The sequence below is a fragment of the Achromobacter sp. 2789STDY5608621 genome (genome assembly GCF_001299375.1).
In the GTDB taxonomy this organism is placed as follows: domain Bacteria; phylum Pseudomonadota; class Gammaproteobacteria; order Burkholderiales; family Burkholderiaceae_B; genus Achromobacter; species Achromobacter insuavis.
On sequence record NZ_CYTU01000001.1, the window covers coordinates 368359 to 394697 of the forward strand.

24 protein-coding genes are annotated in these 26339 nt (G+C 68.7%); 20 read left to right on the plus strand and 4 right to left on the minus strand.

The annotated features are described in order from the left end of the window. Positions 1-5 precede the first annotated feature (5 nt). From AOZ53_RS01755 to AOZ53_RS01765, 3 genes are all read left to right on the plus strand, one after another. Positions 6-1514, plus strand: coding sequence for an ABC transporter permease (locus tag AOZ53_RS01755; RefSeq protein ID WP_054486669.1), 1509 nt, complete (start codon positions 6-8; stop codon positions 1512-1514). Continuing rightward, positions 1511-3208, plus strand: a complete 1698-nt coding sequence (locus AOZ53_RS01760; RefSeq protein ID WP_054431933.1) for an ABC transporter ATP-binding protein — start codon at positions 1511-1513, stop codon at positions 3206-3208. The genes AOZ53_RS01755 and AOZ53_RS01760 overlap by 4 nt, the downstream gene beginning before the upstream one ends. Positions 3209-3447: 239 nt before the next feature. Beyond that, entirely contained in the window at positions 3448-4602 is a 1155-nt protein-coding gene (locus AOZ53_RS01765; RefSeq protein ID WP_054431932.1) for an FAD-dependent oxidoreductase, read from the plus strand. Positions 4603-4655: 53 nt separating this feature from the next. Here AOZ53_RS01765 and AOZ53_RS01770 read toward each other — a convergent pair whose 3' ends face one another. From AOZ53_RS01770 to AOZ53_RS01780, 3 genes are all read right to left on the minus strand, one after another. Then, positions 4656-5195, minus strand: coding sequence for a MarR family winged helix-turn-helix transcriptional regulator (locus AOZ53_RS01770; protein ID WP_006390271.1), 540 nt, complete (start codon positions 5193-5195; stop codon positions 4656-4658). Between the two features lie 28 nt (positions 5196-5223). Next, positions 5224-6831, minus strand: a complete 1608-nt coding sequence (locus tag AOZ53_RS01775; protein WP_054486670.1) for a collagen-like triple helix repeat-containing protein — start codon at positions 6829-6831, stop codon at positions 5224-5226. Positions 6832-7177: 346 nt separating this feature from the next. Continuing rightward, a complete protein-coding gene (locus tag AOZ53_RS01780; protein ID WP_054431930.1) occupies positions 7178-8887 on the minus strand; it encodes a ShlB/FhaC/HecB family hemolysin secretion/activation protein in 1710 nt (569 codons plus the stop codon). A gap of 494 nt (positions 8888-9381) precedes the next feature. Between AOZ53_RS01780 and AOZ53_RS01785 the strand changes: the two genes are divergently transcribed. The 17 genes from AOZ53_RS01785 to AOZ53_RS01865 all read left to right on the plus strand — a co-directional run bounded on the left by AOZ53_RS01785 (position 9382) and on the right by AOZ53_RS01865 (position 25553). Then, positions 9382-10212, plus strand: a complete 831-nt coding sequence (locus AOZ53_RS01785) for an MHYT domain-containing protein (protein WP_054431929.1) — start codon at positions 9382-9384, stop codon at positions 10210-10212. Between the two features lie 145 nt (positions 10213-10357). Further along, positions 10358-10534 (plus strand): Flp family type IVb pilin, encoded by a 177-nt coding sequence (locus AOZ53_RS01790; protein ID WP_006390266.1) that lies wholly within the window; start codon positions 10358-10360, stop codon positions 10532-10534. A gap of 233 nt (positions 10535-10767) precedes the next feature. Continuing rightward, positions 10768-11274: an A24 family peptidase gene (locus AOZ53_RS01795; RefSeq protein WP_050813078.1), complete on the plus strand. Its 507-nt coding sequence runs from the start codon at positions 10768-10770 to the stop codon at positions 11272-11274. Then, a complete protein-coding gene (locus AOZ53_RS01800; RefSeq protein ID WP_054431928.1) occupies positions 11241-11681 on the plus strand; it encodes a TadE/TadG family type IV pilus assembly protein in 441 nt (146 codons plus the stop codon). Before AOZ53_RS01795 ends, AOZ53_RS01800 begins: the two co-directional genes overlap by 34 nt. A 1-nt stretch (position 11682) precedes the next feature. After that, on the plus strand, positions 11683-12174 hold the full coding sequence (locus AOZ53_RS01805; RefSeq protein WP_054431927.1) for a TadE/TadG family type IV pilus assembly protein: 492 nt from the start codon (positions 11683-11685) through the stop codon (positions 12172-12174). After that, complete coding sequence (gene cpaB, locus AOZ53_RS01810; protein ID WP_054431926.1) at positions 12171-13130, plus strand: Flp pilus assembly protein CpaB; 960 nt, start codon at positions 12171-12173, stop codon at positions 13128-13130. Before AOZ53_RS01805 ends, cpaB begins: the two co-directional genes overlap by 4 nt. 67 nt (positions 13131-13197) lie before the next feature. Further along, complete coding sequence (locus tag AOZ53_RS01815) at positions 13198-14580, plus strand: type II and III secretion system protein family protein (RefSeq protein WP_156333180.1); 1383 nt, start codon at positions 13198-13200, stop codon at positions 14578-14580. Then, the gene (locus AOZ53_RS01820; RefSeq protein WP_054486672.1) at positions 14577-15917 is read left to right on the plus strand and encodes a MinD/ParA family protein; all 1341 of its coding nucleotides are present in this window, start codon (positions 14577-14579) and stop codon (positions 15915-15917) included. The genes AOZ53_RS01815 and AOZ53_RS01820 overlap by 4 nt, the downstream gene beginning before the upstream one ends. A 21-nt stretch (positions 15918-15938) precedes the next feature. Then, on the plus strand, positions 15939-17294 hold the full coding sequence (locus tag AOZ53_RS01825) for a CpaF family protein (RefSeq protein WP_054431924.1): 1356 nt from the start codon (positions 15939-15941) through the stop codon (positions 17292-17294). Beyond that, positions 17294-18223, plus strand: a complete 930-nt coding sequence (locus AOZ53_RS01830) for a type II secretion system F family protein (protein ID WP_054431923.1) — start codon at positions 17294-17296, stop codon at positions 18221-18223. The genes AOZ53_RS01825 and AOZ53_RS01830 overlap by 1 nt, the downstream gene beginning before the upstream one ends. 11 nt (positions 18224-18234) lie before the next feature. Then, complete coding sequence (locus tag AOZ53_RS01835; RefSeq protein WP_054431922.1) at positions 18235-19233, plus strand: type II secretion system F family protein; 999 nt, start codon at positions 18235-18237, stop codon at positions 19231-19233. 11 nt (positions 19234-19244) lie between these two features. After that, positions 19245-20117, plus strand: coding sequence for a hypothetical protein (locus AOZ53_RS01840; RefSeq protein ID WP_082380278.1), 873 nt, complete (start codon positions 19245-19247; stop codon positions 20115-20117). Between the two features lie 14 nt (positions 20118-20131). After that, positions 20132-20581 carry a DUF3613 domain-containing protein gene (locus AOZ53_RS01845; protein WP_054474183.1) on the plus strand — a complete coding sequence of 150 codons (450 nt, stop codon included), beginning with the start codon at positions 20132-20134 and terminating at the stop codon, positions 20579-20581. Between the two features lie 32 nt (positions 20582-20613). Continuing rightward, positions 20614-22725, plus strand: a complete 2112-nt coding sequence (locus AOZ53_RS01850; protein ID WP_054486673.1) for a pilus assembly protein TadG-related protein — start codon at positions 20614-20616, stop codon at positions 22723-22725. 49 nt (positions 22726-22774) lie between these two features. Continuing rightward, positions 22775-24181: a sigma 54-interacting transcriptional regulator gene (locus AOZ53_RS01855; RefSeq protein WP_054431918.1), complete on the plus strand. Its 1407-nt coding sequence runs from the start codon at positions 22775-22777 to the stop codon at positions 24179-24181. 115 nt (positions 24182-24296) lie between these two features. Beyond that, positions 24297-25001 (plus strand): DUF2968 domain-containing protein, encoded by a 705-nt coding sequence (locus AOZ53_RS01860; RefSeq protein WP_054431917.1) that lies wholly within the window; start codon positions 24297-24299, stop codon positions 24999-25001. Between the two features lie 93 nt (positions 25002-25094). Beyond that, positions 25095-25553 carry a DUF1178 family protein gene (locus AOZ53_RS01865; protein WP_054431916.1) on the plus strand — a complete coding sequence of 153 codons (459 nt, stop codon included), beginning with the start codon at positions 25095-25097 and terminating at the stop codon, positions 25551-25553. Between the two features lie 68 nt (positions 25554-25621). On the opposite strand, the gene efp is transcribed toward AOZ53_RS01865, so the two are convergent. Continuing rightward, entirely contained in the window at positions 25622-26182 is a 561-nt protein-coding gene (gene efp, locus AOZ53_RS01870; protein ID WP_006225610.1) for an elongation factor P, read from the minus strand. Between the last annotated feature and the right edge of the window lie 157 nt (positions 26183-26339).

Sequence of the window (26339 nt, forward strand, 5' to 3'; positions counted from 1 at the left end):
CCGCCATGCCCAAGTTCGTATTCCTCTGGACCGACATTGCGCTGTGGCTGATGGTGCTGGGCGCGCTGGCCTATGCCTGGCACGTGCGGCGCAGCCCGAACCTGCGTTCGACCTGGGCGCGGGTGGCGCGCGACACGCCGGCGATGTGCTCGGCCGTGGTGCTGGCCGCGTTCGCGCTGGTCGGCCTGCTCGATTCCGTCCACTACCGCCCGCAATTGCCGCCCGCGCCGGGCGCCGCCGCCGACGCCGCGCCGGTCTACGCGCCGGCGGTCAAGTCGGCGCTGGACGGCCTGCTGGGCGGCAGCGTGCTGACCCAGCCCGAAAAAACCTATTCCAGCCCGCTGGCGGTGCGCCAGTTCACCAAGGAAACCCTGCTGGTCGATGACAAGCCGGTGCGCGACTTTCCGCGCCTGCGGGCGGCCGGCACGCACCTGGCCGATCCCGACCGCGACCACCTGGGCGACGTCTACTACCGCCTGGGCCTCGGCCTGGCGGCCGGGCTGGCGGTGTCGCTGGTCGGCGCCGGCCTGCTGTTCGTCTGCCTGGCGCGGCGCCAGGGCGCCGCGGCGGCGGCCGAGGCCCTGCTGGGCGGACGCGCCGAGGTGCCGTGGCGCGCCATGGCGATCACCTTCGCCCTGCTGTGCCTGGTGGCGGGGGCGCTGGCCGGGCTGTCCAGCGGCTACCACGCCCTGGGCACCGACCGCATCGGCAACGACGTGCTGTGGCAGGCGCTCAAGAGCATCCGCACCGCGCTCGTCATCGGCAGCCTGACCACGCTCGCCATGCTGCCGCCGGCCATCGTCTTCGGCATCGCGGCCGGCTATTTCAAGGGCAGGGTGGACGACGCCATCCAGTATCTGTACACCACCATCACCTCGATCCCGGGCGTGCTGCTGGTGGCCGCCTGCGCGCTGATGATGCAGGTCTACATCGACAACCACGCCGAGCTGTTCGACACCTCGGCGGCGCGCGCCGACCTGCGCCTGTTCCTGTTGTGCATGATCCTCGGCTTCACCGGCTGGGCCGGCCTGTGCCGCCTGCTGCGCGCCGAGACCCTCAAGCTGCGCGAGCTGGAATACGTGCAGGCCGCGCGCGCCTTCGGCGTGTCGCACTGGCGCATCATGACACGCCACCTGCTGCCCAACGTCGCGCACCTGGTGCTGATCACCGTGGTGCTGGAATTCTCCGGGCTGGTGCTGTACGAGGCGGTGCTGTCGTACCTGGGCATCGGCGTCGATCCCAGCATGAATTCCTTCGGCTCGATGATCGACGGCGCGCGCCTGGAAATGTCGCGCGACCCGATGATCTGGTGGAACCTGATGACCGCCTTCCTGTTCATGCTGGCGCTGGTGCTGGCCGCCAACCTGTTCGCCGACGCCGTGCGCGACGCCTTCGATCCGCGCACCCGCCGCTACAAGCCGGGCCGCCTGCCCGGCATGGGCTGGTTCGGCCGCCGTCCGGGCGCCGCGCTGGCGGCCGACGCCCGATCCACCAAACCGGGAGACGCGCCATGAGCCAGGATATCCGGCAGGACACCCCCTTGCTGGCCGTGCGCGGCCTGGACGTCGACATCGCCGGCGAGAGCGGCATGACGCACGCGGTCAAGCGCCTGCAGCTGGCCATTTCGCAGCGCGAGACCTTCGCCCTGGTGGGCGAGTCCGGCTGCGGCAAGAGCATGACCGCGCTGGCGCTGCTGCGCCTGCTGCCGGACGCCGGCCGCATCGTCGGCGGCCAGATCGACCTGGATGGCGAGGACCTCAACCGCCTGCCCGAGAGCGCCATGCGCGGCGTGCGCGGCGGCCGCATCGGCATCATCTTCCAGGAACCGTCCACCAGCCTCAACCCGGTCATGCGGGTCGGCGACCAGATCATCGAGACGCTGGTGGCGCACACGCCGCTGCGCGGCGCCGCGGCCCGCGCCCGCGCCATCGACTGGCTGCGGCGGGTCGGCATCCCCGAGCCCGAGCGGCGCGTGGACGACTACCCGTTCCAGTTCTCCGGCGGGCAGAAGCAGCGCGTCATGATTGCCATTGCGCTGGCGGCGGAACCCTTGCTGCTGATCGCCGACGAGCCCACCACCGCGCTCGACGTCACCGTGCAGGCGCAGGTGCTGGCGCTGCTGGCCGACATCCAGCGCGAGATCGGCATGGCGGTGCTGCTCATCACCCACGATCTGGCGGTGGTGCGCAACGTCGCCCACCACGTGGCCCTGATGCGCGGCGGCGAGATCGTCGAAAGCGCCAGCGCCGAGGAATTCTTCCGCGCGCCCAAGCATCCCTACGCGCGCCAGCTGTTCGACGCCATTCCCACTTTCGAGAAGCGCGGCGTGCCGCTGAGCGAGGCCGGCCGCGCCGCCCTGGGCGCGGACGCGGCCGTGGCGCGCAAGCGTGCGCGCGAACCCGGCGTGGTGCTGGACGTGCAGGACCTGAAAGTCCATTACCCGGTGCGCAAGGGCCCGTTGCGGCGCGTGGCGTCATGGGTCAAGGCGGTCGACGGCGTGACTTTCAGCCTGCGCGCCGGCGAGACCCTGGCGCTGCTGGGCGAGTCGGGTTGCGGCAAGACCACCACCGGCAAGGCCTTGCTGCGGCTGATCGACGGCGCCCGCATCTCCGGCCGCGCGATGCTGCAGGGGCAGGATCTGCTGACCGCCGACCGTGCCCGGCTGCAGCGTCTGCGCCAGGACATCCAGATCGTGTTCCAGGATCCCTACGCCTCGCTCGATCCGCGCATGCGGGTCGGCGACATCCTCGACGAAGGCCTGGAATCGCTGCGCCGCGGCATGGGCGCGCAGGCGCGCCGCGACCGCGCCGTCCGGCTGGTCGAACGGGTCGGCCTGCCGGCCAATACGCTGGCGCGCTATCCGCACGAGTTCTCGGGCGGCCAGCGCCAGCGCATCGCCATCGCCCGGGCGTTGGCGGTCGAACCCAAGGTGCTGATCTGCGACGAGCCGACCTCGGCGCTGGACGTGTCGGTGCAGGCGCAGATCCTGGACCTGTTGCGCGAGCTGCAGGACGAGCTGGGCATCGCCTACCTGTTCATCACCCACAACTTCGGCGTGGTCGAATACCTGGCCGACCGCATCGCGGTGATGGAGGGCGGCCGCATCGTCGAACTGGGCGAGGCCGACGCGGTGCTGCACGCGCCGCGCCAGGACATGACGCGCCGGCTGCTGGAAGCCGTGCCCAGGCTGCAATTCGGCCAGGCCTGAGCCGGGTCCTCCCCTTGCCGCCGGGGCGGGGGACGGCGGGAATCATGCGATACTGTCTCTTCGAACACCGCGAAAAACGATCTTGCGCGTGACGCCGCCAGCCGGCCGCGCCCGCACAGGATCGCGCACACGTCACCCGGCCCGCCAGGCCAGGTCGGCCAGCGATTCCCCGACATCCGTCGGAACGTCCCGAGTCATCGCGCCGTTGGCGCGCATGGCTCGTTTCACCGGAATACGCCATGCACCGACCTTTTTCTCCCGCCATTCCCCTTGTTCACGCCACCATCGCCATTGTCGGCGCCGGCCTCGGCGGCCTGACGTTGGCCCGCGTCCTGCACCGCCACGGCATCGCCGCCACGGTCTACGAGGCCGACGCCTCGCCCGCGGCGCGCACGCAGGGCGGATTGCTGGATATCCACCCGCACAACGGCCAGGCCGCGCTGCGCGCCGCCGGTCTGTACGAGGCCTTCCTGCCCCTGGTGCGGCCGGGCGAGGATGCCAAGCGCGTGGTCGACCGCCACGGCCGCGTGCTGCTCGACCGGCCGGGGCAGGGCCAGGCGCGGCCGGAGGTCGACCGCGGCGACCTGCGCCGGCTGCTGATCGATTCGTTGCCGCCGGCCGCCATCCGCTGGGGCCACAAGCTCACCGCCGCCGCGCCCCTCGCGTCTGGCCGTCACCGGCTGGCGTTCGCCAATGGCGCGACGGACACGGCCGACCTGTTGGTCGGCGCCGACGGGGCCTGGTCGCGGATCCGTCCGCTGCTGTCCGGCGCCGCGCCGGCCTACGTCGGCACGACCTTCTTCGAGAGCACGCTGTTCGACGGCGACCGCCGCTATCCGGACAGCGCGCGCGCGATCGGCCATGGCACGCTGATGGCGGTCGAACCCGGCCAGGGCATCCTGGCGCATCGCTACGCCGATGGCACCCTGCGCAGCTACGCGGCCGTGAACTGGCCGCTGGCGGCGGTCGACGCGCTGGTCCGCGATGGCCAGGCCGCCGTGCGCCAACGCATCGCCGCCGCATTCGCGGACTGGGCGCCGGCGCTGCGCGCGCTGGTCATCGAGAGTGATGGGGCGGTCATCGCCCGGCCCCTGCATGCATTGCCGGTCGAGCATCGTTGGCCGCGCATCGCCGGCGTCACGCTGGTGGGCGACGCGGCGCACCTGATGTCACCGTTCGCGGGGGAGGGCGCCAACCTGGCCCTGTTCGACGGCGCCGAGCTGGGCCTGGCGCTGTGCCGGCATCCCGCCGACCTCGGCGCGGCGCTGGCGGCGTACGAACAGGCCCTGTTCCCGCGCAGCGCGGCGGTGGCGGCGCGAACGGCGCGGAACCTCCAGCGCTTCTTCGGCCCCGACGCGCCTGGCAGCGTGGCGGCGCTGTTCGCCGCCCAATGAAAACCGCGCCCGGATCCTTGCGGATCGGGGCGCGGCGCGTCGAGGCTGGCGCCTCAGTCGTGGGCGTTGCGGGTCTCGAGCCAGACCAGGGTGTCGTGCCTCAGGGCGCGCACGCATTGCGCCAGGAAGGCATGCACCACCTCCAGTTCGCCGGCGTCGTAGCGCCGGGCCATCAACACCACCGCCTCGGCCACCCACTGGCGTTCCTGGGCCAGTTGCTGGCACTGCTCCTCCACCGGCCGGATCACGATCATGCGGCGATCCAGCGGATGGCGGCCCCGTTGCACATAGCCAGCCGCTTCCAGGCGGTTGATCAGCGCGGTGGCGCCGCCGGAGCTGATGCCCATCAGCTGGGCCAGTTGGCCGGTGGGCAGGGCATCGAACTCCATCACCAGTTCCAGCGCTTTCAGATCCGCCAGGGGGATACCCATTTTCTCCGCCAGGGCCGATTGGCAGGCCGCGTTGTACACGGCGAACTGTCGGCCCAGCATCAGGGCGATATCGTCAAGCATTCCGGGCCGCAGATCGTTGTTGCGAGATTCAGGCATCACGGTCACATGCTCGTGGTGAACGATGGATTCTTGTTGCAGCATGGCGTCGCTCCCTCACGGATCCGGTTGATTACTTCTTGGCCGTCAGGCCGCCGAGCAGGCCGCCCAGCAGACCGCCGTTGTTGCCGCCGGTGCTGGCGCCGCCGCTGACGCCGGCCGTCACGCCGCCCAGCAAGCCGCCCAACAGGCCGCCGTTGTTGGCCGAACCCGAGGCCCCCGCACCCGCGCCCGCTCCGGCACTGGCGCCGGCCGAGGCGCCGCCGCCGGTCAGGCCGCCCAGCAAGCCGCCCAGCAGGCCGCCATTGGCGCCCGCGGTGCCGCCCGCCGTGCCGCCCGCGCCGCCGGTCACGCCGCCGAGCAGGCCGCCCAGCAAGCCGCCGTTGGCCGCGCCGCCCGTGGCGCCGCCCAGATTGCCCGTCACGCCGCCCAGCAGGCCGGTCACCGGGGCCAGCAGGCCGCCGTTGCCGCCGGCCGCGCCGCCGGTCACGCCGCCCAGGATCCCGGTGATCGGGCTGAGCAGGCCGCCGTTGTTGCCGCCGACCGCGCCGCCCAGGCCCAGGCCGCTGGTCAGGGAGGCGACCGCGCCGGTGGCATTGGCCAGCGTGTTGCCGAGCGGGTTGGTGTTGCCCGGCGTGGCATTCAACAGGCCGCCGGCGCTGCTGACCGCGCCGCCCAGGCCTTGCAGCACGCCGTTCAGGCCAGCCACGTTGCCGCCAGGCAGTTGGTTGCCCAGGTTGCTGACCGTGCCGCCCAGCGTGTTGAGCAGGCCGGCGACCGGCGCGCCCAGCTTGGTGGTGGCGCCGACTTGTTGCGTCAGGCCGACCACCGTGCCCGCCAGGGGGCTGGCCGTCGGGTCGAGCGCCTTGCCGATGCCGCCCAGGGTCGGCTGCAGGCCGAGCGGCAGCACGTTGTCGACGGTCTTGCCGACATTACCCAGCGCGGGTTCGAGCAGCGGCTTGGACGGTCCGCCCAGCACGCCGCCGGTAACGCCGCCGACCAATTGGTTGACGGGGTTCAACAGCCCGCCGGGGCCGGACAGGCCCGCGGTCAGGGCGCCCACCGCGTTGGTGGCATTGCCCAGCACCGTGGTCAACGGTTGCGGATTCTTGGGATCGGCATTGAGCAGGCCGCCGGTGCTGGCGACCGTCTTGCCCAGGCCTTCCACCAGGCCACCGACGCCGGCGCTCAGGCCGCCGGGCAGGCCGGTGCCCTTGACCGTGGTGCCCAGGCCTTCGACCAGGCCGCCCACTTGCTTGACGGTGCCGTCGACGGGCTTTCCCAGGCCGGTGGTGGCGCCGACCTGTTGCGTCAGGCCGACGACCGTGTCGGCGACCGGCTTGATGGTGGGATCGAGCGCCTGGCCGATACCGCCCAGGGTGGTGCCCAGATTCAGGGGCAGGGTATTGTCGACCGCCTTGCCGGTATTACCCAGCGTGGTCTGCAGCAAACCGGTGGTGACCGGGTTGTTGGGGTTATTCGGTTCGTTCGGGCCGCCGGGGTTGCCCGGATTACCGGGGTTGCCGGGGTTGCTCGGATTATCGGTGCCAGGCAGGCTGGCGGAACTGTTGTGACCACCACCACCGCCGCCGCATGCGGCCAGCGCGCTCATCAGAGCGGCCGCCATAACGGTGGAGGTCAGAATACGTTGTACGCGCTGCGTGTCAATCTTGGCATTCATGGCGAGCTCCTGTGGGGGAAGTGTCAGGCGTCGAAACTGCCCGATACATCCCTACATGCATAAACCGTGCCAATATTTTTCAAACGCAGTTCCGGTTTGCGTTCAGGTCATTTTTAGATAATTGAAAATCCTTTTAAATCAATGACTTGAATTTAAAACAGAGGGTTTGTACCAATATTTGGAATCCCCCATTTTTACGATCACGCGCCACCTGCGAATGTTACGTCCGGGCCCGATTGGGCCGTTACGTTACGGGCCGCGTTACGTAACGTGGTGTATGGAACAGGCAAAAAAAAGCGCCTGTCGAAACAGGCGCGGGTGTTGCGAGGCGGCTGCCCGCGGCGCGCTAGAACGCGTCGTAATACAACGAGTAATTGGCGTTGAAGCGCACGTCGCGGCCATTGTTTATGGTGGCCGAACCGATCGGCTTGGCCACGTTGAAATCAAACAGGTAGTACTTGTCATCGGTAAAGCGCAGCCCCAGCGCCACTGACGACAGGTGCCGCTGGTTCAACTGCTGCAGGCTGGAATTGTTGTACCAGGTGCGGGCGTAGTCGATCAGCGCATAAGGCTGCACGTTCGACAGGTACTGCCAGCCGATACCGAAGCGGCGATTAACTTCGGCGGAAACACCCACGCCCTTGTCGCCGCTCTGTTCGCCTTGCGGATAACCCATCGCATACCGCCAGCTGCCGTACGACACCTGTTCCGACGAGGGCAGGATATTGCTGGAGTACTGCGCGGCGCCGGACAGGGTCAGGCCGAATTGCGCCGGCAGCGCGAAGGTCTGCTTGGCGTTGAGGTTGTAGCGGGTGAAGTCCAGGTCGAGGATCGGCACGGCCGAATAGCCGTAGTTGGTGTTGATCTCCTTCTTGGCCCCGGCGCCGGTGAAGCCCCGGGCCACCGCCAGCGTCACATCGGTGGTCTTGGATTCGGATACCTGGATATAGCGCATCTCGAGGTTGGCGGCGCGCACCTGGGCGTCCTGCTGCAGCCAGCGATCGGAGTTCTTGGCGTCGTAGCGATCCTTCGAGTTGGCCGCGTAGACCCCCAGCGTGCCCGTCAGCGAACGGGTGTTGTTCAGCAGGAAGGGATAGCTGACGCCGATGCCGATGCGGTCGTTCTTGACCCGGCGATTGAAGCCCAGGTATTCGATCGCCTCGTCCTTGGGACGGGCGTCGTAGTGGTAGCCATCGACCTTGACCGCCAGGCCGTCATTGCCCAGCGGCACGCGGACCTCGCCCGAGATGTATTTGACGTCATCGGTGTTGAACGGCACCGAGGCCGTCAGCTTGACCTGTTCGCCCAGCGGCGTGAGGCTGTTGGTGGCGAAGTTCACCAGCGGCTGCATGCCCGTGCCCAGGTCCGCCACTCCGCCAGTCAGGCTGACCGGCTGGCGCGTGGCCGCCAGCACCAGTTCGGTGGCGCCGTCGGCGCGGCGCGGCAGATCCAGCGACGGGGTGAACTTCACGCCCGGCACCGTGCGCATCAGGTTCAGCACCCGTTCCAGCGTGGCCTGTTTCAGCGGTTTCTCCGCCTTCAGCGGCTCGGCCAGCGATTCCAGGCGGTCCTGGGCATTGCCGAGATCGCCCTCGATGCGCACCGTGCCGATATAGCCTTCGACCACGGTCACCACCACCAGCCCGTTGGCGAAAGTCTGGTTCTGCACCAGCGCGAACGACAGCGGATAGCCGCGGTCGCGGTACAGCTGGGTGATCTTGTCGACCTGCTGCACCAGCTCGCCCAGGCTGATTTCCTTGCCGGACAGCGGCGCCAGCAGGGCGGAGACTTCCTCGAACGGCATTTCGTGCACGCCCGTGACGTCGAAATGCTGGGGCACGATGCGCTGCGCCAGCCGGGCCTGCAGAGCCAGTTGTTCGGGAGTGGGGGCCTGCACCACCGGCGGCGGCTGGGTGGCGCCGGGCGGCCGTTCGATCTGCGGCAGCGCGTCCACCGGGTTGCCGCGCAACGGGCCGTCGGCATGTGCCGTGCCGACGGCGGCCAGGGTGCAGATAAGGGCGAGGGAAAGCGGACTTGCGGGAAGCGTGCGTCTCATGCCTGGTTGTCTCTCTTTTGCCGCTGGCGCCGTTTAAACAGGGGCATCCATATTAAGGGTCTGAATAAAGGCTTAACTATATGGGGCCGCTATATAAGTAAACCGGTGGCGCGCCGCTCAGGCGGTATGTTGCCAGCGCGCCGAGGCAATGACAAATTATTTCATTGTGACTGGCCGGAAACGTGGATATAACAATAGAGCGACATACAAGGCAATCTTTCCTCGGCCGAATTCAGGGTTTACCGGTACATTGAAAAATGACCCTGGCTAATTTCCGAGTATTCGTTACAAGTAAGCTGTCGCACTGTTGCGAATACTGGTATAAACCCTGATGTGTATTAATTGTTAATAGATAAGACTATATAAACGTATCAAAACACATCGGGTTTACCGGCTCTCGGGAGTCCACAGATGGACCAGGATGACCGCAACAAATTCGTCGCAAGTCGGCTCGCCGCAAGCGCCTGCCGACCGCCGGCTCACAGGGGCCGCGCATGAACCCGGGCGATATCGTTCCCCTTTCCTTCAACAGCGGCCTGGTGGCGCTGTCGTTCCTGATCGCGGCGCTCGGCTCCTACGTGGCGCTGCTGGCCGCGGTGGGTATCCGCGCCGAAATGCAGGACGGCGAGATCCGCATCGGTTACATCATCATCGGCGCCCTGGCGATGGGTGGCGTCGGCATCTGGAGCATGCACTTCATCGGCATGCAGGCACAGGACTTGCCGTTCGCAGTGGGTTACCAGATCGGTTTGACCGTGCTCAGTTTCCTGGTGGCGGCTGGTTTTTCCGGCTGGGCCTTCTGGTATGTGGGCCGCGACCGCTTCACATTTATGCGCTGCGTGGTGGGCGGCCTGGCCGCGGGCCTCGGCGTGGCGGCGATGCATTATGTGGGTATCAGCGCCATGCGCATGCCCGCGGTATTTATCTGGAATCTGCCGATGGTTGTTTTGTCGGTATTCATAGCGGTAATCGCCGCGTCAGCCGCATTGTGGCTGGCTTTCAATACGCAGAATGAGTTCCAGCGCGTCGCGGCGGCCATTTTGATGGCGATCGCCGTGTGCGGCATGCATTACACGGGGGCGGCGGCCGGCATGGTGGTTTGCACCGCCCCGCGCGATTTTTCCAGCATGCAGATCGGCGGGGTGATGCTGCCGTACATCGCGTTCGCGCTGTCGTTCGTCATGCTGCTGGTGATGCGCTGGCATTTGCAGCGGGCTTCACGCCGTTTCCGCGCGCGCCTGGCGCAACGCATCGACTCGATCATTGAATCGGCCCCCGTGGTCGATCCGGGCAGGGCGCCCGGCTCGACGCTGGGACCGGGTTGAGGGCCCGTCGGCAGCGACGGACCTGGCGGTACCCCGGGGACGCGAAGGTGTGGAACACGCCAGCGCGCCGGCAACACCGGGCTTAGGGGGCCACGCCGTCCCTGCGGCATGGCTCGATTATCAAGCGAGACCTGAGGAGCTCGACATGAAAGCGAAACTTGCGCAGTTCTGGAACGATGAAGAAGGCATTACCGCCCTGGAATACGGGCTGATCGCGGGCACCATCGCGGTGGCGCTGGTAGCGGCCCTGGCGACGTTCACGGGCGCGCTGAGCGGCCTGTTCACGTCGCTGCAGGCCAAGCTCGCCAACGCGTCCAAGTGAGGCCGAAGGTCCCGGCCGCCCGGATGGGCCTGGCTTTGGCCAGGCGGCGCCGGACGGTCGGGCCTGCCGCCCCACCGGGTGTGGAGCTGATGTTGACAACACTTCCCGCGCAGCGATTTCGGGCGGTTGCGGATTGACGGCGTTGCGCGCATCGGCTCCTGCGTACTGCGCGCCCATGTTTTGCCAGATTGAACCCGAAACCGTCAGAAGGTCCTGCCTTGTATCCAGGGGAAGTGCTGTGGTGGCTGTTGTTCGCATGCTGGAATCTGGTGTTGATATACACCGATCTGCGCTATCGCCGCGTACCCAACACGCTTATCGTCGCGGGGTTCGCGGGACAGGCGCTGTGGCTGCTCGCGGCGTGGCTCGCGCCAGCCTGGGGCTATCCACCGCGCTGGGCCGGCTGGCCCATGGCATTGGCCGGATTCGCGCTGGCCTTGCCGTTCTTCCCGCTCTGGCTCAAGCGCCTGATGGGCGCGGGCGACGTCAAGGCGATCGCCGTGCTGGGGCTGCTGACGGGCTTCGCGCCGCTCGTGATGACGCTGGTGGCCGCGAGCCTGCTGGCCGGGCTGCACGCCTTGCTCTACCTGTTTCTTTCCCGAAGCTGGGCCTTGCCGCTTCGGGCTCGCCAGATCCCGTACGGAACCTACCTGGGCGCGGCCGCGCTCAGCGTGGTGTTTATTCCCTTGAATTCGGACTGGTATTCGTGGTGTTTTTCCTGGTGTTCTACGCGATCCTGACGTACGCCCTGGTGTTCACCGCGCAGCATTCGGTCACCCTGGCGGCGCAGGACGGCGCCCGCAAGGTCCTGCAATGGCAGCCGGGCGCCGCCTCGCTGACCGTGCGCGCCAACGCCGGGCGCGACAGGGCGCTGGACCGCGCAGGCTGGATCACCACCATGTCGTCGGCCGCCGTGGCGGTGGCGGTGTGCGGCGCCAGCGGCACGCTCAGCAGCACCGCCGGCGGCGCCTGCAGCGGCCAGCCGCTGAGCGCGGACCAGATCGAGGTGACGGTCAGCTACCCCTACGGCGCCAACCCGCTGATCCCGAATTTCCCGTTCCTGGCGCAGGCGCTGATGCCGCCCTCGAGCGTGCTGTCGGCCCGCGCCACGGTCCACCTGGGCAACGGCCTGGATGGGAGCAACTGACATGAACGCGCGTCGCGCCCCTGGCCATCCCCGCGGTCGCAAGCCCGGCCAGCGAGGCATCGCCGCGCTCGAGTTCTCGCTGATGGTGACGATGCTGCTGATGTTCGTCTGCGCCGTCGTCGGCTACGGCGTGCTGTTCTGGATGCAGCAGCAACTGGCTTCGGCCGCCTCGGAAGGCGCGCGCGCGGCGGTCTATGCGCGCTTCGCCGGCCAGGCCGACGTGCCCGGCGCCGCCTGCACCGCGGCGATGAGCGTGTTCGGCACCGGGTCGGCGGTGGCCTGCGCGACCACCAGCGCGCCGTGCGCCTGGAGCGGTTCGGGCGGCCAGACGGCCCAGTGCAGCACGGTCGCCATGACATTCAACGTGCAGGCCTGGCCGGTGCTGTCGACCTTCCAGGCATTCATCGCCATGTTGCCCGGGACGGACAAGAACTGGATACCGACCCGGCTGTCGTCGAAAGCCATCGTGCAAATCTCCCAAGGGACACCATGAGCAGTCTGAGCAAAATCATCGCGGGTGTGTTGCTGGCGGCGGGCCTGGTGCTGGCGTTCGTGGCGTGGAAGCTGGCCTCGGAACCGTCGGCCCCGGCGCCGACACCGGTCGGTCCGGTGGCGACGACGCCGACCGCGCCGGCCGAGGCGCCGGTCAAGCGCTATCCGGTGGTGGTGGCGGCGGCGCCGATCCCGGCCGGCACGCGCATCGACAGCGACAAGATGCTCAAGGTGGACCAATGGCAGGTGGCGCTGTCGGGCGGCTACAGCTCGCCGACGCCGTTGCAGGGCGCCTATGTGCGCGTGGACGTCGCGGCCGGCGATCCGCTGCTGCCCAGCATGCTGGCGCAGGGACTGGCGCGCCAGCTCAAGCCCGGCGAGCGCGCGTTGGCGATCGCGGTCGATGAGGTGGTGGGCGGCGGTAACCGCATCGCGCCGGGAGACCTGGTGGACGTGTTCTTCTTGCTGGAGAAGGGCGTCGAGATCCAGGGCGGACAGGCCCGCTTGCTGCAATCGCAGGTGCGCGTGCTGGCGTATGGCGCGGCTTCGCTGGACGGCCCCGAGGAAAAGTCCACGCTGCCCGGTCCGCCGGGACAGCCGGCCCGGACCGCCGTGCTGGCCGTGCCGGTCGACCAGGTCAACGAGCTGGTGCTGGCCAGCCGCTCGGGCCGCCTGCAACTGGCCCTGCGCCCGGTCGGCGACGATAGCAAGCCCGATACGCAACTGTTCGCCCAGCGCAGCGCCGTGCTGCCGGCGCGCGCCGACCTGACCCCCGAACAGCGCGAGCAATTGCTGAGCGGCCCGAACCGCGCCTATGCCGGCGACAGCCTGGCGCAACTGGATGCCCCGACGCCGGCGGCCAAGCCGGCCCCGGCCCGCGCCGCTGGCGGCGGTGGCGGGGGCGGCCGCAGCGTCGAAATCCTGCGAGGAGACAAAGCCGAGCGCGTGCGCTATTGAAACGTGGCTGCGCGTGGCCTGGTGCCGCCCGCGGCTGGACCTTACCCGTCAAAACAGATCCAGCACAATGAAGAGATTCCAGCGCACCACCCTGATCTGCGTCCTGTCGGCCGCAGCCGCAATGACCTACGGCGTGGCCGGCATGGCGCAGAACGCCATCCAGTCCGACCCGGGCGCCGGCGCGCCCGCCCGCGACATCGCGGTCGCCGTGAAGGGCCAGCAGACGCTCATGCTGGACGGCGCGCCCGCCCGCATCGCCATCGGTGACCCCGAGGTGGCCGACGTCAAGGTGCTGGCGGCCTCCGGCAAGCGGCAGGCCTCGCTGCTGCTGTACGGCAAGAAGCCGGGCACCACGCAATTGCAGATCTGGACCGGCAACAACGCGGCGCCGCAACTGTGGACGGTGCGGGTGGCGGGCAACGTGCAGCAGGTGATGGCCGGACGCGGCATGACCGGCGGCGCCAACGTCGACGTGGCCGGCGACCGCGCGGTGGTGTCGGGCCAGGCCGACTCGCCCCTGTCGCACCAGGCCTCGGTGGCCGCGGCAGGCGCGGTGGTGGGCGACAAGAACGTGGTGGATGTCTCGACCGCCGGCACCGGCGGCGTGGTGCAGGTCGAGGTCAAGGTGGTCGAGGTGTCGCGTTCGGTCATGAAGCAGGCCGGCATCAGCTTCGCCGGCCGCACCGGCCCCTGGGGCGGCACCAACTCCTTAGCACCCAACAACCTGTCGGGGCCGTTGGGCTTCAGCAGGACCGCGGCGCTGACGTCGGGTTTTTCGCTGTTCTACGACTCCAGCGATTTCAGCGCACGCTTGAACCTTTTGCAGAACAATGGCTTGGCGCGCGTCCTGGCGGAACCTACGTTGGTCGCCCTGACTGGCCAAAGTGCCAGTTTCCTGGCCGGCGGCGAATTGCCCATCCCGGAAGCAGGCGGCCTGGGCACGACAACCGTAACGTTCAAGGCGTTCGGCATTGGCCTGACGGTCACGCCGACCGTGCTGTCGCGTGAGCGGATTGCGCTGAAAGTGGCGCCCGAAGCCAGCGAACTCGACTACAGCAACGCCATTTCCATTCCCAATGGCAGCAACGCCCCAACGCTGATCCCCGCCCTGCGCACGCGCCGCGCCGACACCACGGTCGAGCTGGGCGACGGCGAGAGCTTCGTCGTCAGCGGGCTGGTGTCGCGCCAGACCAAGGCGCTGGTCAACAAAGTGCCGATGCTGGGCGACCTGCCCATCATCGGTTCGTTTTTCCGTAGTGTCGATTACACCCAGGAGGATACCGAGCTGGTGATCGTGGTGACGCCGCGCCTGGTGCGGCCCATTGCACGCGGCGTGACCTTGCCGCTGCCGGGGGCCAAGCAGGAGGCGGCGGACACCGCGTTCAACGCTTGGGGCTATTACCTGATGGGTCCCGCAGGCGGGCAGCAAATGCCGGGTTTTTCACGGTGAGCGATATGAAGACACATGCCAGGGAGTGGGTTGGCTTGCAGAACAGCAACCGGTTTTTATTTTGTTCCAAGGGTGACGGCGTGGCCGCGCAGCTCGGGCAGGCGCTCGGCGACATGGGCATGCTGACCCAGGAAGTTCCGGGTGTCGAGGAACTGGGGCGGCGCCTGGCCGAAATCGAGCCGCAGGTGGTGTTCCTGGATTTCACCCTGAGCGAGGACGAGCCTGGCAAGCTGTTCAAGTCGGCCGAGCTGGCGCGCCTGCTGGCGCGCATCGCGCCGGCGATTCCGCGCGTCGCCGTCGGGCTGCTGAGCCAGCCGGAAGGCGCCATCGCCGCATTGCGCGCCGGCGTCAGCGATTTCGTCGACCCGACCGTGGCGCCGCAGGAAGTCAAGGACGTGGTGCAGCGGCTGCTGGACCTGCCGGCGGGCGGCGGCCGCATGGATGGCTCGCGCCGCAGCGTGCTGCTGCTGGGCGCGCGGCCGGGCGTGGGCACCAGCACGCTGGCCGTGCACCTGGCCGGCATGGTGCAGGACCGTCTCAAGCAGCAGCATGGCTCGCGCGCCGCGACCGCGGGCGCCAAGGGCGCCAAGCCGGCCGCCGACAACGGCAGCCAGCTGCCCCTGGGCAGCCGGGTGGCGCTGATGGACCTGGGCTGGCCGGTGGGCGATTGCCAGCTGTACCTGAACATCGGCGGCGATTTCGATTTCGCCGAGGCGGCGCGCAATCTGCGGCGGCTTGACTCGACCCTGCTCAGTTCGGCCATGTCGCATACCGCCAACGGCCTGAGCGTGCTGGCGCTGCCGCGCGACCTGGGCCAGATGCGCGATGTCTCGCAATCCGATTCGCTGCTGGTGTTCGAACGCATGCGCCAGCACTTCGGCGTGGTGGTGGCCGATTCCGGCGGCTTCTCCAATCCCGAATTCGTGGCGGGCCTGGCGCGCGCCTCGGAACAGAACTGGATCGTCACCGACCAGAGCGTGGGCGCGCTGGTGTCGCTGGCCGGCCTGCTGCAGGAGCTGGAGCAGCTGCACGTGGACCGCCGCAGCCTGGGACTGGTCGTCAACCGCTACGACGAGCGCTACGGCATGACGGCGCAGCAGATCGCCGAGCGCTTCCAGCTGGAGCTGATCGGCACGCTGCCGGACCGCACGCTGGCGCTGATGGTGTGCACCAACCAGGGCCATCTGCTGCACGAGGAGGCCGAGCGCGACGTCTACGTGCGCGCGGTGCAGGCGTTGGCCGAGAAGCTGAGCGCGGAAGAGAACACCCCGGGCGGCCGGGCGAGCTGGCTGGCCACCTGGCTGCCCGGCGTGCACCGCCGCATGGTGGTCGAGTAACGGACGGCGGCGGAACCCCACATGATCATGACAGCGACCATAGAATTCGGCGGCGATGGCGATAAGGGATTCGCCTCGTCCAATCGTTTCCAGGAAGTGAAGACGGCGGCCTACGAGCACCTGCTTTCCCGCATCGAGGAACTGGGCGCGGAGTTCGGTCGCTGGGCGCGTTCGGCGATCCAGGAGTTCGTCGACATCGAGGTGGCCAGTTTCGTGCGTTTGCGGCGGGTGCCGATCAACGAAGGCGAGATGCGCCAGATCGCCGAGGCCCTGACCAAGGAACTGGCCGGCCTGGGGCCGCTGGAAGACCTGCTGGCCGACCCCGCGGTCGAGGACATCCTGATCAACGGCTACGACAACGTGTTCGTGTCGCGCCGCGGCGTGCTGGCGCGCGAGACGCTGCGCTTCACCGACAACCAGCACGTGCTGCGCATCGTGCGCCGCATCCTGGCGCCGATCGGCCGCCGGCTGGACGAGTCCAGCCCGATGGTCGATGCGCGGCTGCCCGACGGCGGCCGCCTGAACGTGGTGATCGAACCGCTGGCCGTGGACGGCCCGATGGTCTCGATCCGGAAATTCCGCCAGGACCCGCTCAAGCCGGCCGACCTGCTGACGCTGGGCACCTTCGACGAGGAGATCTACCGGCTGCTGCACGAGGCGGTGAAGAACCGCTGCAACATCCTGGTGTCCGGCGGCACCAGCTCGGGCAAGACCTCGCTGCTGAACGCACTGGCCTTCTTCATCTCCGACACCGAGCGCGTGGTGACGGTGGAAGACACCGCCGAACTGTCGCTCAACCACCCGCACGTGGTGCGGCTGGAGTCGCGCCAGGGCGGCTTCGACGGCAGCGGCGCCGTCAGCATCCGCGAACTGATCCGCAACAGCCTGCGCATGCGCCCGGACCGCGTGGTGGTGGGCGAAGTGCGCGGCGCCGAGGTCATGGACATGCTGCAGGCCATGAACACCGGCCACGAAGGCTCGATGGCCACGATCCACGCCAACTCGCCGCGCGAGTGCCTGTACCGGATCGAGATGCTGGCGGGTTTCGCCGGCTTCCAGGGCAGTGAAGACAGCCTGCGGCGCCAGATCGCCAGCGCGCTCGACTTCATCGTGCAGATCGGCCGCCTGTCCAACGGCAAGCGGCGCGTGCTGTCGGTGACCGAGGTCACCGGCATGGGCGACAACGTGATCTCGACCCAGGAGCTGTACCGGCACGAAACCTTCGCCACGCCCGAGGGCGAGGAAAAGGACCGCTGGAACTGGCTCGGCATCCATCCGCACACCCCCAAGCTGGCCAAGATGCGCAACGAGCAGCGGCCGGCCGACAATGCGCCGCCCGAGTCCGACGGCGGCGGCTTCTGGAGCAGGAGGCGCTGATGCTGCAAGCCGGGGTGTTCGCGGGTCTGGCGCTGGTGCTGGCCTTGGCGGCGGTGCTGCTGTGGCGTCACGCCAACAGCGGCCAGCGGCGCGCCGCCAGTTCCGCTTTCCTCGAAGATCAGCTGCGGCGCGGCCGCGGCGCGCCGGTCAGCGGCAAGATGCCGTTCGCGCACGGCGCCCGCGCCTTGCGCAGCGGTTTCTCGCGCTGGGACATGCTGCTGCTGCAGGGCGGCGTGCGCCAGAGCCCGGGCTTCTACGCCAAGCTGATCCTGCCCATCGTGGCGGGCGCGCTGCTGGCCTGGGCCTTCCTGGGCTGGCTGTCGGCCCTGGTGGCGCTGGTGCTGCTGACCGTGTTCGCCTATTTCCTGCTGTGGCTGCGCGCCGACCGGCGCCAGCGCCGCCGGGTGTCGCAACTGCCGGCGTTCCTGGACAACATCGTGCGCCTGGTCACCATCGGCAACAGCATGGCGTCGGCCTTCCAGACCGCCGCGGCCACCACCGACGAGCCGCTGCGCGAGGTGGTCGAGACCGCCGCCGCCCTGAGCCGCTCGGCCAAGGAACTGGACGCGGCGCTGGTGCAGGTTTCGCGCCAGTACGACATGAAGGAACTCTACATGGTGGCGGCGGTGGTGTCGGTGGCCCTGCGTTTCGGCGGCCGCAGCGACCAGGTGCTCGAACGCATGGCCGCGTTCATGCGCGACATCGGCCAGGCGCGCGCCGAACTGTCGGCCAGCTCGGCGGAAATCCGCCTGTCGGCCTGGATCCTGGCGCTGCTGCCGCTGGGCATTGCCGGCTTCATCATGGTGGCCAACAACGACCTGTTCATGGGCCTATGGGTGGACCCGCTGGGCTTCAAGATGCTGATGACGGCGGTCGGCCTGCAACTGGGCGGCTCCTACATCCTGTATCGCATGGCCAAGGCCATCTGAGGACGACGCGGATGCAAGCGATCGAATCCTGGAATGTCTCGACGGTGTTGGCGGTGGCGCTGATGCTGGTGGCGGCCGCCATGCTGATCCTGGGCCTGAGCATGACGCGGCGCCTGCGCGGGCAGGACCGCAGCCGGCAGGTGGTGGAGCAGGCGCTGGCGACGCGCGAGGGCCGCGTCAAGGCCGCCGCCGCGCCCGCCGCCGAGGGCGCGCAGGGCAGGCTGGCCGCGGCCACGCGCGCGGCCGACTCGTTCGGCAAGCGCCTGAGCGAAGGCCGCTTCGCCGAAGCGCTGCTGGCGGGCGAGGACCGCAAGCTGGTGGACATGGCGGGCTACGAAAACCCGGCCACGGCGCGGCTGCGCTTCATCGTCGCGCGCTTCGCGCTGGCGCTGCTGCTGCCGGCGGCGGCCGTGGCGCTGGACCTGGGGCGCAACGTCGGCGGCTCGTCGCTGGGCCTGTTCGTGGCGGCCTTCTTCGGCTTCGCCATTGGCTACATGTTGCCCAAGTGGTTTGTGCGCCGGCGCCTGTCGCGCCGCCGCAAGCAGGCCGCCAACGAACTGCCGCTGCTGATCGACCTGCTGCGGCTGCTGCAGGGCGTGGGCCTGTCTATCGACCAGAGCCTGCAGGTGCTGACCAAGGAATTCGACCAGGTGCTGCCGGTGCTGGCGTACGAGCTGCGGCTGGCGTCCGAACTGTATGTGCGCGGCCGCACCCGCGAGCAGTCGCTGGCGCGGCTGGCGGCGGGCTTCGACAACGACGACCTGTCCGCCATCTGCCGCCTGATCGCCCAGGTCGATCAGCACGGCGGCGCGGTGCAGGAACCGCTGAACCGGTTCGGCGAGCGCCTGCGCGAGAAGCGGCGCCTGGAATTGAAGGAAAAAGTGGGCAAGACCACCGTGAAGATGACGGCGGTGATGATCGTGACCCTGCTGCCGGCGCTGTTGATCGTGACCGGCGGGGCGGGGTTTGTGGCGGTATTGCGCGGTTTGTCGCGCATGGGGGGGATGTAATGGCGGGCGGTATGGAAAGCGCGCGGCGCGCATGGCGTTGGACCCTGGTGGCGGCGGCGGTTGCCGGCGCCGGGACGTTGGCGGGTTGCCAGAGCAACAACGCCGAGACCGCCTGGCAGTTGATCCAGCAACAACAGCAGGAACAGGCGCTGGCGCGCCAGCGCGAGGACGAGGCGGAGAACCGCCGCAAGCCGGCCGAGCCGGAGATGATGCTGTCGATGATCGCAGAGTCGCAGCGCCAGGAACGCTATTTCGCTTCGCTGGCCTATATCGAGGCGTTCCAGCAGAAGTTCGGCAACGATCAACGCATTGCGGTGCTGCGCGCCGAGGCGCTGCGCCAGACCGGCCAGACGGCCTCGAGCGAACAGGCCTACCGCGCCCTGATCGGCACCGCGCAGGCGGCCGACGGCTGGCACGGGCTGGGCCTGATCGCCGGTTCGCGCGGCCAGTTCGAACAGGCCGCCGATGATTTCGCGCGCGCCGCCAAGCTGGCGCCGATGGATCCGCGCATCCTGGGCGACCTGGGCTACGCGCGGCTGCGGGCCGGCGATCCGGCCGGCGCCCGCGTGCCGCTGGGCCAGGCCGCCGAGCTGGCGCCCGAGAGCGGCAAGGTGCTGGCCAACCTGGCCTTGCTGCTGCTGGTCGAGGGCGAGCCGGTGCGGGCCCAGAACGTGATGGACCGCGCCAAGCTCGGCGACGAGGCGCGCGGCCAGGTCCTGCGCCTGGCCTCCGAAATCCGCAGCCAGACCGCCGCGCCGCGCGGCGTGGCGCCGGCCGCCGCGGCCGACACCCCGGCGACCCGGGTGTCCCGCGGCGAAGGCATCGTCATGCCGGTCATGAGCCCGCTCATGGACCGGCTGGGCAACGGCCCGATCATGCGCTAACCAGGAATCCCAACATGTCTCGAACCGTACGCTTTGTTCCGTTCTCCCTGGCGCTGCTGGTGGCGGCGGCCATGCCCTGGACCAGCCAGGCGCAATCGAACGCGCCGCTGACCGGCGGCGCCATGGGTGGCGGCGTGGCCCAGGCCTCGCCGGTGGCGCCGGTGGCCCCGGCGGCCGCGCCCGCGGCGCAGATGCCGGCGCGGCCGGTGGTGCAGCAGGTCCAGACCCCGATGCCGCAGGCGGCCGCGCAGCCCGCGCCGCAACCGGCGGCCGAGGCGCCGGAAGCCTTCGGCGACATCACCCGCGGCCTGCTGGCCGCGCAGGCCGACGGCCGCCGCGCCGGCGCCGCGCTGCCGGTGCTGGGCGCGGCGTCCACCGCCGCCTGGAACCGCTACGTCGACAGCTTCACCCGGCCGATTCCGGAGTGGTTCACCAAGCGGGTGCAGACCAACAACACCAATTAGGACCCGTCTCACCGAGTCAGGGAGCCGCGATCATGCCAGCCACTCATCTTCGTTCTGCGTTCCTGTCGCGGCAGCGCGGCAGCATGACGGTGGCCATCGTTTTCGTGGTCATCGTCGGCCTGGTGCTGCTGGGCGTGGCCCAGCTGGGCTATGCCTACTACATGAAGCGGGAGATGCAGAAGGCCTCGGACCTGGCCGCGCTGTCGGCGGTGCAGGTGCTGGGCATGGGCGCGCCCGCGGACTGCACCCGGGCGCAGGCGGCGGGGCAGGCCGCGGTGCTGGCCAACGTGCCCAACATCTTCGACAGCTTCTCCGCGGCCGACGTCACGGTTGAATGCAAGGTGTGGGACACCACCCGCGCCGACGCCAGCGGCATGTACGTGTTCGACCCCGCCAGCGGCCAGGTGCCGAACGCGTTGCGCATCACCATCAACAAGACCCTCGCCAGCCTGATTCCCAGCTTCTCCGGCGGCACGGCGGGCGGCACCCAGGTCCAGGTGATCTCGGTGGCCACCAGCACCCAGCCGGTGGCGGTGTTCACCGTCGGCTCGCGCCTGCTGCGCCTGCAGAAGGGCGGCCTGCTGTCGCAGCTTCTGTCCACCGTGGGCGCCACGCCGGCCCAGCTCGACATCCTCGACGCGGCCGGCCTGGCCACCGTCAACATCACGCCGTCGGGCCTGCTGGAGGCGCTGGGCCTGCCGGTGTCGGTGGCCACCGGCGTGGGCACGCCGTCACAACTGGCCGCGCTCAACAACCTGACGCTGGGCCAGCTGCTGCAGGCCACGCTGACCGTGATGAACAAGGCCGGCAACACCGCCGGCGCCAGCCTCGGGCTGCTGTCCAACGCCATCAACGTGGTGCTGAACGTGATGCCGGTGAACCTGCCGGTCAAGCTGTTCGGCGACGGCGGCATCCTCGACCTGAACGTGGTCGGCGGCGACATCAACTCGGCGCTGCAGGCCAATATCAACGCGCTCAATGTGCTGGAGACCGCGCTGGTCATCGCCAACGGCCAGAACCTGGTCAACCTGGGCCTGAACGTGCCGCTGCTTGGCGTGCAGTCGCAGGTGCGCATCGTCGAACCGCCCACCATCGGCGTGGGCGGGGTGGGCACGCAGGCCACCAGCGCCGGCATCCGCGTCTACCTGCGCGCCAACACCAGCAACATCCCGCTGGTGGGCCCGCTGCTGGCCAACACGCTGGGCACCAAGATCGACCTGCCGGTCATCATCGACGTGGCGCAATCGACCGGCACCGTGTCCAAGCTGTGCCAGGCGCCGCTGACCGAGTCGCAGGCCACCATCGACGTGACCTCGTCGGTGGCCAACATCTGCCTGGGACGCTTCCCCGGCATGTCGTCGGCGGTGGACAACGTGCAGGCCAATTTCCTGTCCATCACCAACAGCTGCCAGCCCAGCTCGTTCGCGGCGATCCAGCGCTACCAGATCCTGAACGTGCTCGGCATCCTGCCGCTGACCAGCAAGGTCACGCTGCCGATCTTCAACTCGACCGCGCCGGTCTCGGTGACGCTGACCGAGCCGCCGTCGCCCAACTCCACCGCCACCGTCAACGCCACCTCGATCAACCTGGGCGCGCTGGCCTCGAACCTGGCCGACGCCGTGGTCGGCGGCATCCTGGGCGACCTGGTCGGCACCGGCACGCCGCTGACGCCGGACCAGCGCCTGTCGCTGGCCACCACCCTGGTGGGCGGCGGCGGCAGCAACCCGGGCAAATCGATTTCGCAGGTGGTCAACGACATGCAGTGGTCCTCGACCGCGCTCAACCAGCTCGGCCAGCGCATGTCCACCGGCGGCCTGACCGGGGTGCTGGGCGGCACGCTGCAGCTGGTCGGCAACCTCCTCAATTCGTTGCTGCTGGCGCCGCTGAGCGACGTGACCTGCCTGTTGGCGATCACGCCGGATGCGATCCGCCAGTGCCGCGTCAACGCGGTCTCGTCGCTGGCGCTGAGCGGCGGCAACCAGGTGGGCGGCGTGCTGTCCATCGTGGTGACGCTGCTGCAGCCGCTGCTGGGCATGCTGTCGACCCTGCTGCAGCAATTGCTGGACATGCTTGGCCTGAGTGTCGGCCAGACCGATGTATCGCTGCTGTCGGTGGACTGCGGCAAGCCCCGCCTGGTGTATTGATGATGAAGCCCTTGATTTCCGCCCCTTCGCGGCCGGCCCGGTGGTCGCCATGACCCAGAAATTCTCGCGCGAGGAGTTCGACGTCTACGTCTGGGAGGGCACGTCCGACATCGCCAGCCGGGCCGAGCGCTGCCTGGCCGGCATGGACGTGTCGCTGGTGCGCGCCGACGCCGGCACCGCCTTTCCGCCGCCGCGCGATCCGTCGCGGCCCGCGGTGGCGCTGGTGTCGGTCTCGGTCATGGGCGACAACCGCTTCAGCGGCTACGACTGGCTGTCGGTGCAGGCGATGCCCGTCATCTGGGTGGCGTCCGAGGCCCGCGGCCGCGATCCGCGTTATTACCCGCCGGAATATTCCTATACGCTGCCGCTGGCCTTCACCACCACGGACCTGCGCAAGCTGCTGTTCGAGCTGCTGGGCACGCTCGACCAGCTCAACCGCGTCGCGCCGCGCCGCGAGCAGCCGCTGATCGCGGTGTCCGAGCCGATGCGGGCGCTGCTGGCCGAGGCCGACATGTTCGCCGACTGCCGCAGCAACGTGCTGATCCACGGCGAGACCGGCGTCGGCAAGGAGCGCATCGCGCGCCTGCTGCACGACCACGCCGCGTGGTCGGACGGGCCGTTCGTCGCGGTCAACTGCGGCGCCATCCCCGAGGGGCTGTTCGAGGCGCATTTCTTCGGCCACGCCAAGGGCGCCTTCACCGGCGCCGTGGGCGCGCACAAGGGCTATTTCGAGCAGGCCAGCGGCGGCACGCTGTTCCTGGATGAAATCGGCGACCTGCCGCTGTACCAGCAGGTCAAGCTGCTGCGCGTGCTGGAGCAGAGCGCCGTGACGCGGCTCGGGTCGACCGTCGAGGTGCCGGTCGATTTCCGCCTGGTGGCGGCGACCAACAAGGACCTGCGGGTGCTGGTGGGCCAGGACGAGTTCCGCGCCGACCTGTATTACCGGCTGGCCGTGATCGAGCTGCGCATTCCCAACCTGGAACAGCGCGGGCCCGAGGAAAAGGCGGCGATCTTCCGCGCCCTGCTCGAACGGCTGGGCGCCGAGGGCGAGCCGCCGGCCTGGCTGCTGGAGCGCGTGGCGCGGGCGCGCTACGCCGGCAACGTGCGCGAGCTGTCCAACGTGGCCGAGCGCGTGGCGATCGTGCGGCGCCAGTTCCAGGCCTGGGACCAGGCCCGCATCGAACGCATTTTCGACCAGTTGGCCGAGCCGCTCGGCGGGCCGCCGGCCTTGGCCGCGGCCGGCGCCAATACCCAATGCGAACCGCCCGTTTTTACCGACGCCGAACGCGCCGAGCGCGCCCGCATCCTGGCCGCGCTGGACGTCAATGGCTGGCGCCGGCAGGACACCGCCAATACCCTGGGCATCAGCCGCAAGGTGCTGTGGGAGAAGATGCGCAAGCTGCATCTGGGCGGCGGCCAGGGCGAAACCGCCGACGGCATCGTCGAAGCGTCGTGAGGCGCAATAGGGAATGTCCCTTGGCGCGCGACACTATCGCGCCGTGTTATTCACGCGCGTCAGCTTCAAACGGAATAAATTGCTATAGTTCCGCAACGATTTTTTTGGGGAAGGCATGAACGTCCACTTTATCCGTGCCGCCGCTCGCATGGCGCTGTTGGGTACGGCCCTGTCCGGTCTGGCCGCGTGCGCCAGCGCGCAACCCGAGCCCCCGCGCCCGACGGTGCAGCAGGTCGAGGACAAGCAAGCCGCCTCCACGCCGGTCACCCCGCCCGCGCCGGCGCCCGCCGCGCGCCCGTCCTCGACGGTGGCCGAGCTGCAGGCACTGATCCAGAACCGCCAGGTTTCCGAGCTGCGCACCACCTACAACGGCACCTACGGCGCCAGCCTGTTGTTCAAGCCGGACGACCTGACCTACTACGTGGCCCTGTTCCAGCAGAAGGACTTCTGGCGCGTCCTCAAGACCAAGTCGGACAAGCAGGCCGAAGCCACCTACCGCGCGTTCGCCGCGCAATCGGTGGAACTGGCCGACGTGGACATCCAGCGCATCAAGCTGCAGGCTGAATACACCCACGCCGAGAAGCTGCTGGCCAGTCGCAACGCCGAACTGAGCACGCTGCAGGCCGACCGCACCCTGCGCATGCAGCAGGAAGAGCAGGTCGCCGCGCGCCAGGAGCAATCGCGCCAGGAAGCCACCGCGCTGGCCGATCAGCAGAAGGACGTGCGTCAGCAACTGCGCGACCTGCAACGCCAGATCGACGCCTTGCAGGCGCAGCAGGCGCAGATCCAGTCGACGGCCGCGCCCAAGCGCGGCAAGTAAGCGCCAGGCGCAGCAAAAGCGGGCCCGCGGGCCCGCTTTTTGTTTGAGCCGGCGCTTTCTTGTATTCTGGCCGCTAGCCCCCATATCACTCCCATGGCTCTCAAAGTTTTCGACCTCCAGTGCGAGCACGGCCACATCTTCGAAGGCTGGTTCGGTTCGCACGAAGACTATGACGCGCAGCAGGCGCGTGGCCTGGTGTCGTGCCCGGTCTGCGGCTCGGCCAGCATCACCAAGCGCCTGTCGGCGCCGCGCCTGAACGTGGCGCACCTGCACGCGCCCGCCGCCCCGCCGGCGCCGTCGGCCGGCGCCACCGATGCCGAGAAGATGTCGGCCCTGCAGGCGGTGGTCATGCGCCAGGTGCGGGCCTTGCTGCGCAACACCGAAAACGTCGGCACGCGCTTCGCCGAGGAGGCGCGCCGCATCCACGAGGGCGACGCCGACGAGCGGCCCATCCGCGGCACCGCCACGCGCGAAGAGCGCGAGGCCCTGGCCGAGGACGGCATCGACGTCATGGCTGTGCCTGATTTCCTCGACGACGAGCGCCTGCAGTAGCCGCGTTCGCCGAAAAAAAAAAGCGCCAGACCCCGAAGGGCTGGCGCTTTTTCGTACCTGCTGCCGGATCAGTTGTTGACGCGGCTGCGGTATTCGTTGGTACGCGTGTCGATTTCGATCTTGTCGCCGATGGCGCAGAACAGCGGCACGTTCAGTTCGTAGCCGGTGTTGATTTTGGCGGGCTTGGTCACCTTGCCCGACGTGTCGCCACGGACGGCCGGTTCGGTGTAGGTGATTTCGCGCACGAGCGTCGTGGGCAGTTCCACCGAGATGGCGCGGCCGTCGTAGAAGACCACTTCCACGGGCATCGCTTCTTCCAGGTAGTTCAGGGCGTCGCCCATGCTTTCGGCTTCGATTTCGTACTGGTTGTACTCTTCGTCCATGAAGACGTACATGGGGTCGCCGAAGTAGGAGTACGTGCACTCCTTGCGATCCAGCTGGACGACTTCGAACTTTTCGTCGGCCTTGTAGACCGATTCGCTGGCCGAGGCGGTCAAGAGGTTCTTGAACTTCAGCTTGACGACGGCGGCGTTACGGCCGGACTTGTTGTATTCGGCCTTCTGGACCACGAGGGGATCCTTGCCGACCATGACCACGTTGCCGACTCGCAATTCCTGAGCGGTTTTCATCGATAAAACTCCGGGGGGAAAGGGTGCACTCGCCGTGCTTGCAGAAAGCCGCAGCGGGTGAGGGCGCCAGGCAACGGGCCAGGCCCGCCATCTCGATCTCAACGCCATCTCAAGCCCGCGGGCCCGAAAAGGCCCGCTCGCTCGACTTTCATGCACA